Raw genomic sequence first — 15,601 nt, forward strand, 5'->3', positions numbered from 1 at the left:
AACTGATAGCCGACGAGAGGACCACACAATGGCAGACCGCAGCTTGCGCGGCATCCGACTCGGCGCCTCGAGCCTACAGAGCGAAGAGGGCGTCGTCTTCCACGACCGGATCAACCACACGTACGTGTGTTCGCGCTGTGCGCACGAGACCGTCATGACGTTCGCGGCCGACGCAGATGCGCCGGAGACCTGGGAGTGCCGCGCGTGCGGCGCCGAGGCTCTCCTGCGCGTGGGCGAGACCGTCGTCGAGGTCGACCACTCGGGCGACAAGGCCGCCCGCACCCATTGGGACATGCTGCTCGAACGCCGCACGATCCCGGAGCTCGAGGAGCTTCTCGAGGAGCGTCTCGCGCTTCTCCGCGAGCGTCGCGGCTCCCGCTTGAGCGCCTGAGCCTCCAGCTCTACGCCGACGCCGCCGGTCCTTGGGCCGGCGGCGTTCTCATGCCCTCTGCCTGCGCGACGCCCGTCCGCGTGCGAGCGCGAGGAGGGTGCCGCAGGCAAGGAGGGCGGCGAGGCTGCCCCACCCGATGATGGCCTGCACTGCTCCCCCGATGATCACGGCGGGCGTCAGGCCGGTGCGCAACGGCACATCGGTGATCATCGCTCCGGCCTCGGCGGCCGGCAGCCCGTCGATCTCCGCACCGTCGGGCGCGATGACCTGACTGGTACCGACGGTCGAGATGTTCACGACCGAGCGGCCGGTCTCGATCGCGCGCATGCGCGCGAACGCCAGCTGCTGCAGGTTCTCGTCGGTGTCGCGGAAGTCGGCGTTGTTGGTCTGGAACACGTAGACCTCCGCCCCATCGCGAGCTCCCGACCACAGGACGTCGTCGTAGAGCACGTCGAAGCAGATCGCGAGTCCGACGCCGACCCCCGAGACGTCCACGAACGGGGCATTCGTGCCCGGGGTGTATTCGCGCTGGATCAGGCCGATCAGGTCCGGCACGATCATCTCGAAGAACCAGCGGTCGGGGACGTACTCGCCCATCGGCACCGGGCGCGATTTGTCATGGAGCGCGACCGGGTTGTCGGCCCCGGCTTCCCAGAGCATCGAGGTGTTGAAGATGTCGTCGCCCCGCGTGGTGGCCGCGTTGACGAGCAGCGGTGCGTCGACGCGGGCCGACAGTCGGTCCAGGGTCTCGGCGACGGACGCGTTCGACAGCGGATCGGCATCGATGCCGCCCTCGGGCCAGACGAGCAGATCCATCGGCTCGTCGATGATGGCCTGCGTCGCCTCGAGCTGCGAGCGCAGCACGCCGTAGGGCTCGCGCTCGTCGAAGTAGCCCGCGGGGCCGTTGCCCTGCACGGAGCCGATGCGGTACGTCCCGGCGTCCGTCGTGGGGAAGGCCGGGACAGCGACCAGGACCACCGCGACCGCGACGGCGGGAACGGCGGTCCGGAGGTCGCGCACACGGGCGCAACGCAGCCATTCGATGACGGCGGCCGTCACGAACACCATGAGGAACGTGAGTCCGGAGACGCCGGTCCAGGAGGCGAGATGGGCGAGCGGACTCTCGGACTGGCTCATCCCGATGCGCCCCCAGGGGAAGCCCGTGTACGGCCAGGAGCCCATGAAGAGCTCGCGCGCGGTCCACAGGCCGGCCACGAGGGTCGGGAGGGCGATGAGCCGGGCCCAGAGTCCCGGGAGCAGACGAGGGAGCCAGCGATAAGCGAGCATGATCGGGATCGACCCCGCCGCGAAGAACACGGTCTCGATGCCGGCGAGGCCGAACCACGGCAGCGGACCGAGGTAACGCGTGATCCAGGAGATGTGGATGAAGTAGAACGACGCGCCGAACACGGCCCCCACCGCGAGCGCGCCCCACGAGGACCGGCCGATGAGCCCGACAAGGCTGAACGCGATCCCCGCGAAGGCGAGCGGCCACCATCCGATGTCGGGGAAGGCGGCGTCGAGCACGGCACCGCCCACGAGGGCGCTGACGAGTGCCAGCCACAGGGGGATCAGGGGCCGCGCGGCGGCCGCGGACGAGACGGGCACGTGTTCGAGCCTAGACGCCCGAATACGCGACGATCCCGCGCCGGACCGCCTCGAGGGCCGCTCGGGCACGCCGACCGAGATCGGCGTCCGCCACGAGGGACAGTTGATCGAGGAGATCGATCGTCTGCTTCGCCCAGCGGACGAAGTCCCCCGCAGCCATGTCCGCCTCGACGAGGACCCGGTCGAGCATCACGCCCCGCGCCCAGGAGTGCATGGCTTTGGCGAGTCCGGTGGCGACGGGTTCGGTGCCCGGCAGACGATGGTCGCGCTCGAGATCGTCGAGGACGGCCCAGAGCTCCTGCGTGTCGGTCAAGGCGGTGCGGAAGGCGCCCCGAGGCAGGCCGTACTCCCCCGGCCCGTCGCCTTCGCGCCGCGGCTCGTACACGAGGCACGATGCGAGAGCGGCCAGCCCCGCAGGGTCGAGGTCCTTCCAGAGGCCGCGGCGCAGGGCCTCGGCCACCAACAGGTCGCGCTCGCCGTAGATGCGGCGCATCGTGGAGCCGGCGGACGTCAGCGACGTGGCTCCCTCGTCGTCGACCGCGACGTAGTCGAGCGCCGTGAGGACGTCGACGACGCGATCGAAGACCCGCGCGACAGTGCCCGTGCGGGTGTCGATCTGCTGGCGCACCTTCTGCACCTCGCGTCGCAGCCGCCAGTAGCGCTCGGCCCAACGTGCGTGGTGCTCCCGGTCGGGGCAGTCGTGGCAGGGGTGCCGCTGCATCCGTTTGCGCAGGCCCGCGAGCTCGTCCTGTCGGCGCTGTCGGATGCGCGCGGGTGCGGTGCGGTCGTTGCGGTTCAGCTTCTCGAGGTCGCTCAGCTCCCGCCGGATGCCGGAGTACTCGGCGAAGTCGCCGCGGTCGCAGGTCATCGAGCGCGCATAGCCCTCGAGGGTCTGCTCCTTTTCCTTGACCTGCCGGGCGAGCCCGACGACGGAGCGGTCGGCCTGGAACTGCGCGAACGACGACTCGAGGATCTCGCGGGCGCGGTCGCGACCGAAGCGGTCGATCAGGTTGACGGCCATGTTGTACGTCGGCCGGAAGCTCGAGTTCAGCGGGTACGTGCGCCGCGACGCGAGCGCGGCGACCGCCTGCGGGTCGAGGCCCTCTGTCCACTGGATGACCGCATGGCCCTCGACGTCGATGCCGCGGCGGCCGGCGCGGCCCGTGATCTGCGTGTACTCGCCCGACGTGATGGCCACGCGGGCTTCGCCGTTGAACTTCTCGAGCTTCTCGAGCACGACCGTCCGGGCCGGCATGTTGATGCCCAGGGCGAGGGTCTCGGTCGCGAAGACGGCTTTGACGAGCTTGCGCTGGAACAGCTCTTCGACGACCTCTTTGAACGCGGGGAGAAGCCCGGCGTGATGGGCGGCGACGCCCCGCTCGAGATTGTCGCGCCACTCCCAGAAGCCGAGGACCGCCAGGTCCTCCTGTGCCAGGGCGAGCGTCCGCCGCTCCACGATCGCGCGGATCTCGTCGCGCTCTTCGGGCGTCGTGAGTCGGATGCCGGAGCGGCGCACCTGCTGCACGGCACCGTCGCAGCCGGCTCTGCTGAAGATGAAGAAGATGGCGGGCAGCAGGTTCGCCCGCGCGAGGAGCTCGACGACGTCGGGACGGTCGAGCCTCTCGATCCGCTGGGTCGTGGACGGGCGGATGGGGCGCTTCCCGCCGCGATGCGGTCGCTGTGCCTCGCGCCCGCCGCCGCTCCGATGCGCGTGCGCTCTCTGGTTGCTCTCGAAGCGCTGCCCCTGGGGGGACCGCAGCCGCGTCAGCTCCTGATTGACCTGTGCCGTCGCGACGCCGGCGCGGTCGTCGAACAGCGGGAGTAGGTCGCCCCGGACCAGGACGTGCTGCTCGAGCGGCACCGGCCGGATCTCCGAGACGACGACGGCGGTGTCGCCGCGCACCGTGTCGAGCCAGTCGCCGAACTCCTCGGCGTTCGAGACGGTGGCCGAGAGGGCGATCATTCGCACCGTCGGATGGAGATGGATGATGACCTCCTCCCATACGGCGCCGCGGAAGCGGTCCGCGAGGTAGTGGACCTCGTCCATGACGACGAAGCGCAGGCCGCGGAGAGCGGGAGAATCCGCATACAGCATGTTCCGCAGCACTTCGGTGGTCATCACCACGATGCGGGCGTTGCCGTTGATGTTCGTGTCCCCGGTCAGCAGACCGACCTCGTCGGGGCCGTACACGTCGACGAGCTCTCGGAACTTCTGGTTCGACAGCGCCTTCATCGGGGTCGTGTAGAACGCCTTCGTGCCGGGCTCGCGCATCGCGAGGTGCATCGCGAACTCGCCCACGATGGTCTTGCCCGCGCCGGTGGGCGCAGCCACGAGCACGCTCCGGCCGTCCTCCAGGGCGTGGCATCCCGCGATCTGGAACGGGTCGAGATCGAATCGCTGCGCCTCTGCGAAGGCGGTGGTGAGCGGATGCGCACGCGTGGACTGCGCAGCGAGGAACCGCTCGGCGGGACTGTCGCCGGTCACGGGAGCGGGTCGCTCGTCGGGGGCGGGCCGGGAACGGTCAGGACGGGGGCGCGACGCGATCGCCGAAGGTCGAGGAGCAGCGACAGCGCGGCGGCGGCGAAGTAGAGGACGGTCAGGATCGAGGCCAGCATGAGCATGCTCACGATGTCGGCCGCGGGCGTCGCGAGGCCCGAGAAGACGACCGCGATGAGGATGGCGACACGCCACCCTTTGAGGATCGCCTTGCCGCTCATGATGCCGGCGAAGTTCAACGCGACGAGGAACACCGGGATGATGAATGCGACACCGACGACGAGCAGCAGCTTGAAGACGAAGTCGTAGTAGTACTTGCCCTCGTAGAAGTTGGCCGACGCCTCCGGCGAGAAGGTGGCCATGATCTCGACGATGTGCGGCATGACGAGCCAGCCGGTGAAGACGCCGGCGAAGAAGAGCGGGACCGCCGCCGACACGAACCCGACCGTGTAGCGGATCTCCTTGCGGGTGAGGCCCGGCATCAGGAATGCCCACACCTGCCAGAGCCACACCGGCGCGGAGAGGATGATGCCGACCGAGAACGATATGCGCAGGCGCATGTCGAACGGTCCGGTGATCGTCGAGTACATCAGCTTGACGGCCTCGGTGTCGCCCCGCTGCTCGGCGACGACGCGGATCGGCTCGGTCATCGCCCAGATGATCCAGTCGGTGAGGAAGAACGACACCACCATCGACACGACGAGAGCGATCGCCGCGATGATGAGACGTCGGCGCAGCTCGATCAGATGCTGCCCCAGAGACATGCGCTTGTCACGCCGGGGCGCACCGTCCGCCCCTGGGCGCGTGCGCTCAGCCGTCACCACGCGGGGTTACGGTGTGGGCGCTGCGGGACCGCTCTTCGGCTCCGCCGGCTTCTCGACGGGGGTCGCGTCGGCGGTCGTCGAGGCGGCAGTGCCGGCCGTCGTGTCGTCGTCCTTCATGGCCTTCATCTCACCCTTGAAGATGCGGGCGGACTGTCCCATGCTCTTCGCCAGTGCCGGAAGCTTCGCGGCGCCGAAGAGCAGCAGAATGACAATGAGTAGGATCCACAGGTGCGGGCCTGCGAACAGATTGCTCATAGCGTCTCCTCGTCGATCGTTTCGCTCAGTCTAACCCCCGCATCGGGGCGGGCGGCCGCGCCGGGCCGGGCGGCTGTACTGGGTTCCGGCCTCGGTATCGCGGGCCCCGTCCTCAGCGGTACTGGTCGAGCGCCGCGTCGGCCCACTCGCCGGCCGCGCGTCGCGCCTCTTCGGGCGCGATGACCTCCACCGTGCCGCCGCTGCGAGCGACGAGGCGCTTCAGCGAGCGCGGGTCGGCGACGCGGATCAGCGCCGTCCGCGTCGCGCCGTCCGTGCGGACCTCGGCGTTGGTGAGGAACTCCCCCACCGCGGACGCAGCATGCGCGGGATAGCGGATCTCTGCGACCGCCTCGTCGTCGCCGGGCTCGAAGAGTCCGGGGACGGGCTCGGACGAGTGGGTCGCGGGGACGTCGGTGAGCGCGGCCTCCGTGACGCGGTCGAGATGGAACGTGCGCATCGCACGCCGCGTGTGGCACCAGCCCTGCAGATACCACTGCCCTCCCGCGATCGACACGGTCACGGGATCGACGGTGCGCGTGGTGGGACGCGAGTCGGGTGCCGTGTAGCGGAAGGAGACGGCGACGCGCTCGCGGAGCGCGCGGGCGACGGTCTCGCGGACGTCGTCGACCGGTGCGGGCGCGACGATCACCTCGGCCGGCGTCTGACCGGCACCACGGGCGAGCTTCGCCAGGAGGCCCTGCACGATGCCGCTGTCGCCGACACCCGGCACGGCGGCCGCGAGCTGGAGTCCGGCCAGCAGAGCGGCTGCCTCGCGAGCCGTCAACCGGGGCGAGCGCTCCAGCCCCACGGTGTTGGTGATGACGATGCGGTCTTCGCGATCGAGCAGGTCCCAGTCGATGTCGAAGAGATCATTCGCCATCTGCCAGAAGCCGCCCTCGCCGGGCAGCCCGATCACCGTGAGCTTCTCGACCATGGCGCGCATCTGATCGGGCTCGACCTCGAAGTCCCGAGCAGCCTGCTCCACCGTGACCTCGCCCTCGGATATGAGGTACGGCACGAGCTGCAGGATCAGTGCGGCGCGATCCGTCGCGACGATCGGTTGTCCGCTCACGGGATCACCGCCGAGCTCGCCTGTGCGCCGCGGAGCCGATGGACCACGGCGTCGCGGAGAGCGTCGGGCTCGAGGACGAACACCTCCGGGCCGTACGACGCCAGTTCGTCGGCGAACACCTCGAGATCCACGAAGGGCACGCGCAGCCGACGCCCCGGAGCCTCGTCGGCGACGGCTCGGCGACGCAGTCGCAGCTCGGCCTCCGTACCCGGGACCACGGTCACCGCGGCGTGCTGACGCGTCGCGACCTCGCGCAGTCCCGACAGTGCCCGCTCGCCGGCGCCGGAGCGCTCCGACGGGTCGAAGGCCTGCCGGGTGAGGGCGACATCGGAGAGGATGCGCGACAGGAGGAATGTCCGCTCGGCGGAGACGCCGGTGTCGAAGGCGAAGAGATGCCAACGCGCCTCGAACTCGACCAGGGCGAGCGGGCGCACGCGCCGGCGCCGGGGGCTCGCCGAGCCGGGACGGAGGTAGTCGAACTCGACCTCGCGGGCCTGCTCGATCGCGCGCTGCAGAGGCAGGAAGGAGGCGTCGTGCAGGTTGAGCCGTGGAGCGAACCCGATGATCGGCTCGTCCACGGCGATGCCGAGCGAGCGGATCTTCCGCAGCCCCGATCGGGCGCCGGCCGACAGGGTGTGCTCTCCCCACACGCCGCCGGCGAGGGTGAGCACGGCGAGCTCCGCGGGGGTGAAGGTGATGTCGGCCGGCAACTCGTACTCCGCCGCAGGGATCCGGTAGCGGGCCTCGCGGAGATCGTCCGGGTCGGCGTAGTCGCCGATCGTCTCGATGGGCACGCCGAGGCCGCGCAGGTTCTCCTTGTCGCGCTCGAACATCTTCTCGAGCGCCTCGCGCCGCGTTCCGGCCTCGCCCTGCTCGCGGTAGCCCGACACCGACCCGAGGATCGTGTCCTTCGTCACGCCCTGCTCGGTCGCCATGAGGGCGACGACGAGGTTGACCAGGCGTTCCTCGGGAGGGACGCGGGTGGCGGTGGCGGACATGCCTTCGATTCTAGGCGCGCGCACCGCGGGACGAGTCAGGACGCGGGGTCCAGTCCGAGCACGTCGACGACGAAGACGAGCGTCGATCCGGCGGGGATGCCGGCCTGCGCGGTGTCGCCGTAGCCCTGGTCGGGAGGCACCACGACGAGGATCTGCGACCCCACGGTCTGCCCGCGGAGGGCGTCGGCGAAGCCCGGGATCATGCTGTCGAGCTCCACCGGCTGAGCGCCGCGGTCCCACGTGGTGTCGAACACCTGGTGGTCGTCCCATGTCACGCCCGTGTAGTGGACGCGGACGGGGACGTCTCCGGTGACCTCGGGGCCGTCGCCCTTCTTCAGCACCTCGACGGCGAGATCCGCGGGCGGCGTGCTGTCGGGCACGACGATGCCGGGCCGGCCGTCGGGGGCGAGCACGACGGAGGGCATGCCCATCCTGTCGTTGAACTGCTCCGCACCGTCGGCGGCGGCCGGGTAGACCTTCTGGAGGTCGAGGACGACGACCGTCGTGGCGTCCTCGGCCATGCCGAAGCGCGCACGCGTGTCGGCCGTGACCTCGTCCGGTCCGAGCGCCATCACGACGCGCGAGCCCTCGGTGGCGCACTGCAGACCGTCGACGAGCCCGGGGAACGTCGCCTCCCAGCTGTCGAGCGGGTAGATCTCCGACAGGGTGCCGGTGTATCCGGAGGCCGCGATCGGCGTCCCCGACGAGCCGTCGAGCACGGTGAGGTCGAAGACGACATCCTGCGCGTCGCTCGTGATGGCGCGGCCGTCTCCGGAGACGGTGTCGGCCACCGCGAGGTCGGAGACGTTGACCGGCGCCGTCAGCGAGACGGTCGGCTTGGTGCCGACCGCCGTGTCGGAGACGTCGACCAGGTCGAGCGCCGACGAGCCGGAGACATCGCGAACACACGACGCCGAACCCGACGACGTGGTCGCGCACGCCGTCAGGGCGAGCACGGTCAGGGAGAGGGCGCCGGCGGCGGCGATGATCCTACGCACCGCAGCAGTCTACGCGGACTCGTCGTCGCCGCCGGCCGAAGCGGCCAGCGTGCCACGGGCCGCTTTCTGCGCCTCGCGGACGCGCTTGCGCAGATTCTTGTCGGTGATCTCGCGGTCGCCGACGGCGCCCGGCGTCCAGGCCTCGACGTCGTGGTCGGCGTACGAGGGCTTTTTGAGGGCGCGCTTGCGCACGTCGGGCGGGATGGCGCCCGGGGCGAGCCGACGGGCGGTCAGGAGGAAGCCCGTGTGGGCGACCATCCGATGATCGGGACGCACGGCGAGACCCTCGACATGCCAACCGCGGATCATCGTCTCGGATGCGTCGGGATCGGTGAACAGACCAGTCCCGCGCAGGTACTCGGCGACGCGGCTGAGCTGGGTCGCGGTCGCGACGTAGCAGAGCACGACCCCGCCGGGCGCGAGCGCGTCCGCGACGACGTCGATGCACTCCCAGGGGGCCAGCATGTCGAGCACGACACGGTCGACGGAGCCGGGCGTCACGGCGTCGGGCAGGCTCTCGACGAGGTCTCCCACGACGACCGACCACGTATCGGGCGTGCCGCCGGTGAAGGTCGCGACGTTCGCCTGGGCGACCTCGGCGAACTCGGCACGGCGCTCGAACGACACGAGCCGGCCGGTGTCGCCGATGGCGCGCAGCAGCCACAGCGACAGGGCGCCCGAGCCGACCCCCGCCTCGACCACGGTCGCGCCCGGGAAGATGTCGGCGGCGGCGAGGATCTGCGCGGCGTCCTTCGGATAGACGATCGCGGCACCCCGCGGCATCGACATGACGAAGTCGCGCAGCAGGGGCCGCAGGGCGAGGTACTCGTGACCGCCGCTGTTCGTGGCGACCGAGCCATCCGGCTGGCCGACCAGCACCTCGTGCCGGAGCACCCCGTGGTGCGTGTGCAGCTCGCCACCCTCGCGGAGCGTGATCGTGTGCATGCGGCCCTTCGGGCCGGTCAGCTGCACGCGGTCGCCGTAGCGGAACGGGCCGCGCGGCTCGAGGTCGTCGGTCATGCGGAGGCTCCGAGTCGGTGGTGGGAGAACAGGTCGGCGAGGTCGGCGACGGAGCGCCCGGCGAGCGAGTCCCACAGCGCATGTGCGCCCAGACCGTCGAGCGGCACCATGAGGGGCACGCCCAGGGCAACGGCGCCGGAGGCGACCGCCGACCGCAGGCCGTTCGGGGAGTCCTCGATCGCGACGGTGTCGGCGATGTCGACGCCGAGGGCCTCGCAGGCCTGGAGGTAGGGGTCGGGGAACGGCTTCGGCCGCGTGGCCTCGTCTCCGGCGACGACGACGTCGAAGGCGTCGAACGGGATCGACGAGACGACGGTGTCGGCCATCCGCCGCATCGACATCGTGACGAGCGCCGTCTTGATCCCGGCATCGCGCAGGCCCGACAACAGCTCGCGCGCACCGGGACGGAACGGGGCGCCGCCGGCCGCGAGCTGGCCCGACACGGTGTCGGTGAGGTGATCGATGATCTCGTGGGTCTGCATCCGGACGCCGGCGTTCTGCAGGATCCGGGCGGAGTCCTCGAGTCCGAGACCCACGAGGCCCAGAGCCTGCTCGTGCGTCCACGTGCCGCCGAAGCTCGCGACGAGTGGGCCTTCTGCGGCCATCCAGTACGGTTCGGTGTCGACGAGGGTGCCGTCCATGTCCCAGAGGACTGCGGCAGGAGCGCGTGAAGTCATCCGCACCATGCTACCGATGCCGCACGGCAGGCCTGCGTGGCCCGACCCGCGCCGGGCGCCCTCGGCGTATCGTTGACCAGACCCGCTCGGGCAGAGAGCGGGACGCCGGAACGGAGGACGGGTTGAACAGTCTGGGACGCCGCGTGCTCGTGGTCGCGTTCGACGGGTGGAACGACGCCGGCGAAGCCGCGACGGCCGCAGCGACGCAGCTGCGCGAGTCCCGGCCGTACGACGCGGTCTACTCGGTCGATCCCGAGCTCTACTTCGACTACATGTACACCCGGCCGCACATCGAGGCCGATGCCGACGGCCGTCGCACCCTGCGCTGGCCGGACGCCACGATCTGGCGCCCGCAGGCGACGGCGCGCGGCACCCGCCTCTGGGTGCTGAGCGGTGCCGAACCAGCACGCGCGTGGAAGTCGTTCGCCGCAGAGCTGGTCGATGCGGCGCTGCGCGAGGACATCACGGGACTGGTCGCGCTGGGCTCGATGATGAGCGACGTCCCCCATACGCGGCCCATCACGGTCTTCAGCGGCAGCGACAACGACGAGCTGCGCACCGCCCTCGGCCTCGAACGCTCGACGTACGAGGGACCGGTGGGGATCCTCTCCGTCATCGCGGCCGCAGCCGAAGAGGCGGGCATCCCGACGGCGGCCCTGTGGGCGAGCGTGCCGCACTACGTCGCGGGGCATTCGCCCTCGCCCAAGGCCACCCTCGCTCTCCTCGACAAGCTCGAGACGATCACGGGAGCCAAGGTCGCGCGCGGATCGCTCCCCGGCGACGCGCTGGCCTGGGAGGCGACGATCGACGCCGCCGCGGCGGACGACGAGGAGATGACCGAGTACATCCGTCAGCTCGAGCAGACACGCGACACGTGGGACTCCCCCGACGCGTCCGGAGACGCCATCGCGCAGGAGTTCGAGAAGTATCTGCGTCACCGCGGCGACGGCGGCGACGGTCGCGGCCTCGGCCGCGGCCCGCATCGCTGAGACACGGGCCGCCGCCGCGACCGGTCAGTAGGCCTGCAGCACGCCGAGCGAGAGCAGCACGATCAGGACCGCGCCGAGCCCCACCCGGTAGAGCACGAACGGCAGGAAGCTGCCGCGCTTGAGATACCTCATGAGGAAGGCGATCACGGCCAGTCCGACACCGAAGGCGACGACCGTCGCCACCGCGGTGTCGACGAGCGAGAACACCGACGATCCCGGCTCGCGGATGGCCTGCAGCAGCTCGTAGAGGCCGCTGCCGAAGACGGCCGGGACCGCGAGCAGGAACGCGACCTCCGCGGCCGCCGGACGCGTGTAGCCGAGGGCGAGTCCCATCGTGGTCGTCGCGCCCGATCGCGAGACGCCCGGGATCAGGGCGAGCGCCTGCGCGAAGCCGAGTGCCAGACCGTGGCCGTACGTGAGGTCGTTCTCGGTGCGGATCCGTCGCCCGAGCGCATCGGCGACGCCGAGGATGAGACCGAACACGATCAGCACGATGGCGACGAGCCAGAGGTTGCGGAAGGTGTCGCGGATGACGTCCTGGAACAGGAACCCGAGCACACCGATCGGGATCGTGCCGATGATGACGATCCAGCCCAGACGAACGTCGGCATCGTCGCGCGGGACCGACCCGCTGAACGACCGGAACCATCGGCCGATGATGCGTGTGATCTTCTTCCAGAAGTAGACCAGCACCGCCAGTTCCGTACCGATCTGGGTGATGGCCGTGAAGGTGGCACCCGGGTCCTGCGCCGACGGGAGGAACTCGCCGACGATGCGCAGGTGGGCGCTCGAGGAGATCGGCAGGAACTCGGTCAGACCCTGGACGATGCCGAGGATGATGGCCTCGAGGAGCTGCATGGCGCGCCTTTCAGTACGTGCGGATGAGGTCGGTGAGCACGCGCTGCCCGAAGACGAGCGCGTCGATCGGGACGCGTTCGTCGACACCGTGGAACATACCGGTGAAGTCCATGTCCGCCGGGAGGCGCAGCGGCGCGAAGCCGAATCCCGCGATGCCCAGTTCGGAGAGGGCCTTGTTGTCGGTACCGCCGCCCATGAGGTACGGCAGGACCGGAACACCGGGATCGTGGCGCCCGAGGGCGCCCACCATGGCGTCGACGAGCGTGCCCTCGAACGGCACTTCGAGCCCGATGTCGCGGTGGACGATCTCGATGTGGATGTCTTCTCCGACGATGCGCTGGATCTCCGCGAGCACGGCGTCCTCCTGGCCCGGCAGCGTGCGCACGTCGATGGCGGCGGATGCGGCGTCGGGGATGACGTTGTGCTTGTAGCCGGCGGTCAGACCCGTGGGGTTGGTCGTGGTGCGGAAGGTGGACGCGAGGAACGCCGCGGTCGGGCCCGTCGCGTCGGCCACGGCATCCGGGTCCGCCGCGTCCCGCCCGCTGAGGGCGGAGAGGTCGTCGACGAGACGTCGTGTCGTGCTCGTGAGCTCGATCGGCCACCGGGCCCGGCCGAGCTTCGCTACCGCCTCGGAGAGGCGCGTGATGGCGTTGTCGGGGTGCAGGCGGCTGCCGTGCCCGGCGCGCCCCGTCGCGTGGAGGCGCAGCCACACGAGGGCCTTCTCGCCGACCTGCAGGAGGTAGGCGCGGTGCCCGTCGACGCCGATGGAGTAGCCCCCGACCTCGCTGATCGCCTCGGTCGCACCGGCGAACCACTCCGGGCGGTCGCGCACCACGAGCTGGGACCCCTCGACGCCGCCGTTCTCCTCGTCGGCGAAGAACGTCACCACGAGATCACGCTCGGGCTGCTCCCCCGCGCGCAGCAACTCGGCGACGGACGTGAGGATCATGGCGTCCATGTCCTTCATGTCGACGGCGCCGCGTCCCCACAGCATCCCGTCGCGGACGACGCCGGCGAAGGGGTCGACGCTCCAGTCGTCCGCCAGGGCAGGCACGACGTCGAGGTGCCCGTGCAGGACGAGCGCGGGCTTCGACGCGTCGCGTCCGGGGATGCGCACCGACACGTTCGTGCGCCGTGGGATCGGCTCGTAGTACTCCGGGCGAAGCCCGAGGGCCTCCAGGTAGGCACCGACGTACTCGGCGGCCTCCCGCTCGCCGCGCGAGCGCCCCTCGCCGAAGTTCGTCGTGTCGAAGCGGATCAGATCCCGCGCGACGCGGGCGACCTCGGGCAGATCGTCGTTCTCGGACATGATCTCCACGGTAGTCGCGAACCACCGGCGGGAATGACGAAGGGCCCCGTCTCCGGGGCCCTTCTGGTCACTGTGCGCGAGGGGGGACTTGAACCCCCACGCCCTATACGGGCACTAGCACCTCAAGCTAGCGCGTCTACCTATTCCGCCACCCGCGCAGTGTTTTTCCGGTTGTTCCCAACCGAGGATCAACACTAACACGTCCCCGGCGAGGTGAAGAATCAGCGGCAGCCCGGGCGTGGCGGCCGATCACGAGCGCACCCGCGACCGCAGCATTGCGATGCGGGCCTGGAGCTGGGCGACCGTGGCGTGCGAGACGGCGGGACCGCCGCAGACACGGCGGAGCTCGGCATGGATCTGTCCGTGCGCCTCGCCGCTCTGCCGGGCGTAGAGGCCGACGAGACTGTTGAGCAGCTGCCGCTGCTCCTTGAGCGATCGATGGAGAGGCTCGGGCAGCGTCGTCCCACCCGCCGATGAGTCCTCACTCGCAGCCGGCCCGTCGGACTTCTCGCGCGCCTCGCGGCTGTGGCGATGCTTCGTCTGCCGCGACTGCCGCTGCATCAGCAGTTCGTGGACGTGCTCGGGCTCGAGCAGCCCGGGGATCCCGAGGAACTCCTCCTCCTCGGGGGTGCCGGGCACCGCGAGCTGACCGAATTCGGCGCCGTCGAAGAGCACCCGGTCGAAGTGCGCGACGGAGCCCAGCGCCTGATAGGTGAACTCCTGCGTCAGCTCGTCGGAGGCCTTGTCCTCGCTCTCGGCCTCGGCGAGGAGCGTGTCCTCCAGCCCGTCGTCGTCGCCCGCCTCGCGGTCGAGCGCGTGATCGCGCTGTCGTTCCATCTCGGCGGCGAGACCGAGCAGCACGGGGACGTTCGGGAGGAAGACGGATGCCGTCTCGCCGCGCCGCCGGGCACGCACGAAGCGTCCGATGGCCTGGGCGAAGAAGAGCGGGGTCGAGGAGGAGGTCGCATACACGCCCACGGCGAGACGGGGGACGTCGACACCCTCCGACACCATGCGGACCGCGACCATCCAGCGTGTCGTCGCCTGCGCGAAGATCTCGATGTTGCCCGACGCGGACTTGTCGTCGGAGAGCACCACCGTGGGGGCCTCGCCGGTGATCTGCTGCAGGATGTCGGCGTATGCGCGGGCTGCCGTCTGATCGGTCGCGATCACGAGCCCGCCGGCGTCGGGCACGTCCTGACGCACCTCCGACAGGCGCCGGTCGGCGGAGCGCAGGACCGCGGGGATCCAGTCGCCCTCGGGGTTGAGCGCGGTTCGCCAGGCCTGCGACGTGATGTCCTTCGTGTTGTCCTGGCCCAGGTGGGCCTCGAACTCGTCGCCCGTCTTGGTGCGCCACTTCATGTGGCCGGCGTAGACGAGGAACAGCACGGGACGGACCACACCGTCGGCGAGGGCGCGGCCGTAGCCGTAGTTGTAGTCCGTCCGCGACAGCCGGATGCCCTTCTCGTTCGGGTGGTATTCGACGAACGGGATCGGCGCGGTGTCGCTGCGGAACGGAGTGCCCGAGAGAAGCAGTCGGCGCGTCGCGCGGCCGTACGCCTCGCGCAGCGCATCGCCCCAGCTGAGGGCGTCGCCGCCGTGGTGCACCTCGTCGAGGATCACCAGGGTGCGCGCGTCCATCGTCAGGCGCTGATGGACCGACGCCTTGACCGCCACCTGGGCGTACGTAACGGCGACACCGTGATACTGACGCGACGGGATGCCGTGGCGGTTGCTGAACCGCGGGTCGAGCCGGATGCCCACTCGTCCGGCCGCATCGGCCCACTGCGTCTTGAGGTGCTCGGTCGGGGCCACCACGATGATGCGATCGACCACGTCGCGGCGCAACAGCTCGGACGCCAGGCGCAGCGCGAAGGTCGTCTTGCCGGCGCCCGGTGTCGCGGCCGCCAGGAAGTCGCGCGGGCCGCGCCCCACGCCCTCCGGGCCGTCGGCTCCGAAGTACTGGTCGAGCGCTTCGGCCTGCCAGGCTCGCAGCCGCTGCGCCGTACCCCACGGCGCTCGTTGCGGGAACGAGGGCGACAGATGCTCGGCGGCGAAGCTTCCGAAATGCTCCTGCGGGTCCTCTGTCACGATGGACCACCCTA

14 protein-coding genes and 1 tRNA gene are annotated in these 15,601 nt (G+C 70.5%); 2 read left to right on the forward strand and 13 right to left on the reverse strand.

Annotated features, from left to right (window positions below; genetic code table 11):
• The first annotated feature begins 28 nt into the window (after positions 1-28).
• Positions 29-391 carry an RNA polymerase-binding protein RbpA gene (locus tag BLT21_RS01195; protein WP_091497902.1) on the forward strand — a complete coding sequence of 121 codons (363 nt, stop codon included), beginning with the start codon at positions 29-31 and terminating at the stop codon, positions 389-391.
• Positions 392-439: 48 nt separating this feature from the next.
• Here the strand turns inward: BLT21_RS01195 and lnt are convergent, their stop codons facing one another.
• From lnt to BLT21_RS01240, 9 genes are all read right to left on the reverse strand, one after another.
• The gene (gene lnt / locus BLT21_RS01200) at positions 440-1,999 is read right to left on the reverse strand and encodes an apolipoprotein N-acyltransferase (protein WP_091497905.1); all 1,560 of its coding nucleotides are present in this window, start codon (positions 1,997-1,999) and stop codon (positions 440-442) included.
• A 10-nt stretch (positions 2,000-2,009) separates the two neighbouring features.
• Complete coding sequence (locus tag BLT21_RS01205) at positions 2,010-4,484, reverse strand: DEAD/DEAH box helicase (protein ID WP_091497909.1); 2,475 nt, start codon at positions 4,482-4,484, stop codon at positions 2,010-2,012.
• Positions 4,481-5,260 carry a twin-arginine translocase subunit TatC gene (tatC, locus tag BLT21_RS01210; RefSeq protein ID WP_091497914.1) on the reverse strand — a complete coding sequence of 260 codons (780 nt, stop codon included), beginning with the start codon at positions 5,258-5,260 and terminating at the stop codon, positions 4,481-4,483. The genes BLT21_RS01205 and tatC overlap by 4 nt, the downstream gene beginning before the upstream one ends.
• Positions 5,261-5,326: 66 nt before the next feature.
• On the reverse strand, positions 5,327-5,575 hold the full coding sequence (locus BLT21_RS01215) for a twin-arginine translocase TatA/TatE family subunit (RefSeq protein WP_091497918.1): 249 nt from the start codon (positions 5,573-5,575) through the stop codon (positions 5,327-5,329).
• Positions 5,576-5,687: 112 nt separating this feature from the next.
• On the reverse strand, positions 5,688-6,647 hold the full coding sequence (locus BLT21_RS01220; protein ID WP_091497921.1) for a helix-turn-helix transcriptional regulator: 960 nt from the start codon (positions 6,645-6,647) through the stop codon (positions 5,688-5,690).
• Positions 6,644-7,645, reverse strand: a complete 1,002-nt coding sequence (locus BLT21_RS01225; RefSeq protein ID WP_091497923.1) for a helix-turn-helix transcriptional regulator — start codon at positions 7,643-7,645, stop codon at positions 6,644-6,646. The genes BLT21_RS01220 and BLT21_RS01225 overlap by 4 nt, the downstream gene beginning before the upstream one ends.
• Before the next feature lie 35 nt (positions 7,646-7,680).
• Complete coding sequence (locus tag BLT21_RS01230) at positions 7,681-8,643, reverse strand: FKBP-type peptidyl-prolyl cis-trans isomerase (protein WP_091497928.1); 963 nt, start codon at positions 8,641-8,643, stop codon at positions 7,681-7,683.
• Positions 8,644-8,652: 9 nt separating this feature from the next.
• The gene (locus tag BLT21_RS01235) at positions 8,653-9,663 is read right to left on the reverse strand and encodes a tRNA (adenine-N1)-methyltransferase (protein WP_091497931.1); all 1,011 of its coding nucleotides are present in this window, start codon (positions 9,661-9,663) and stop codon (positions 8,653-8,655) included.
• Positions 9,660-10,340 carry an HAD family hydrolase gene (locus tag BLT21_RS01240; protein WP_091500628.1) on the reverse strand — a complete coding sequence of 227 codons (681 nt, stop codon included), beginning with the start codon at positions 10,338-10,340 and terminating at the stop codon, positions 9,660-9,662. The genes BLT21_RS01235 and BLT21_RS01240 overlap by 4 nt, the downstream gene beginning before the upstream one ends.
• Before the next feature lie 122 nt (positions 10,341-10,462).
• Here BLT21_RS01240 and BLT21_RS01245 point away from each other — a divergent pair, with 122 nt between their 5' ends.
• Positions 10,463-11,329 carry a PAC2 family protein gene (locus BLT21_RS01245; RefSeq protein WP_091497935.1) on the forward strand — a complete coding sequence of 289 codons (867 nt, stop codon included), beginning with the start codon at positions 10,463-10,465 and terminating at the stop codon, positions 11,327-11,329.
• Between the two features lie 24 nt (positions 11,330-11,353).
• On the opposite strand, the gene BLT21_RS01250 is transcribed toward BLT21_RS01245, so the two are convergent.
• From BLT21_RS01250 to BLT21_RS01265, 4 genes are all read right to left on the reverse strand, one after another.
• A complete protein-coding gene (locus BLT21_RS01250) occupies positions 11,354-12,187 on the reverse strand; it encodes an undecaprenyl-diphosphate phosphatase (protein WP_091497939.1) in 834 nt (277 codons plus the stop codon).
• 10 nt (positions 12,188-12,197) lie between these two features.
• Positions 12,198-13,496: a M20/M25/M40 family metallo-hydrolase gene (locus tag BLT21_RS01255; protein WP_091497942.1), complete on the reverse strand. Its 1,299-nt coding sequence runs from the start codon at positions 13,494-13,496 to the stop codon at positions 12,198-12,200.
• A 73-nt stretch (positions 13,497-13,569) separates the two neighbouring features.
• Positions 13,570-13,654, reverse strand: a tRNA-Leu gene (locus tag BLT21_RS01260).
• Between the two features lie 91 nt (positions 13,655-13,745).
• Complete coding sequence (locus tag BLT21_RS01265; RefSeq protein WP_091497946.1) at positions 13,746-15,590, reverse strand: DEAD/DEAH box helicase; 1,845 nt, start codon at positions 15,588-15,590, stop codon at positions 13,746-13,748.
• Between the last annotated feature and the right edge of the window lie 11 nt (positions 15,591-15,601).

Origin of the sequence: Microbacterium sp. cf332 (genome assembly GCF_900102175.1) — a bacterium.
Classification (GTDB): domain Bacteria; phylum Actinomycetota; class Actinomycetes; order Actinomycetales; family Microbacteriaceae; genus Microbacterium.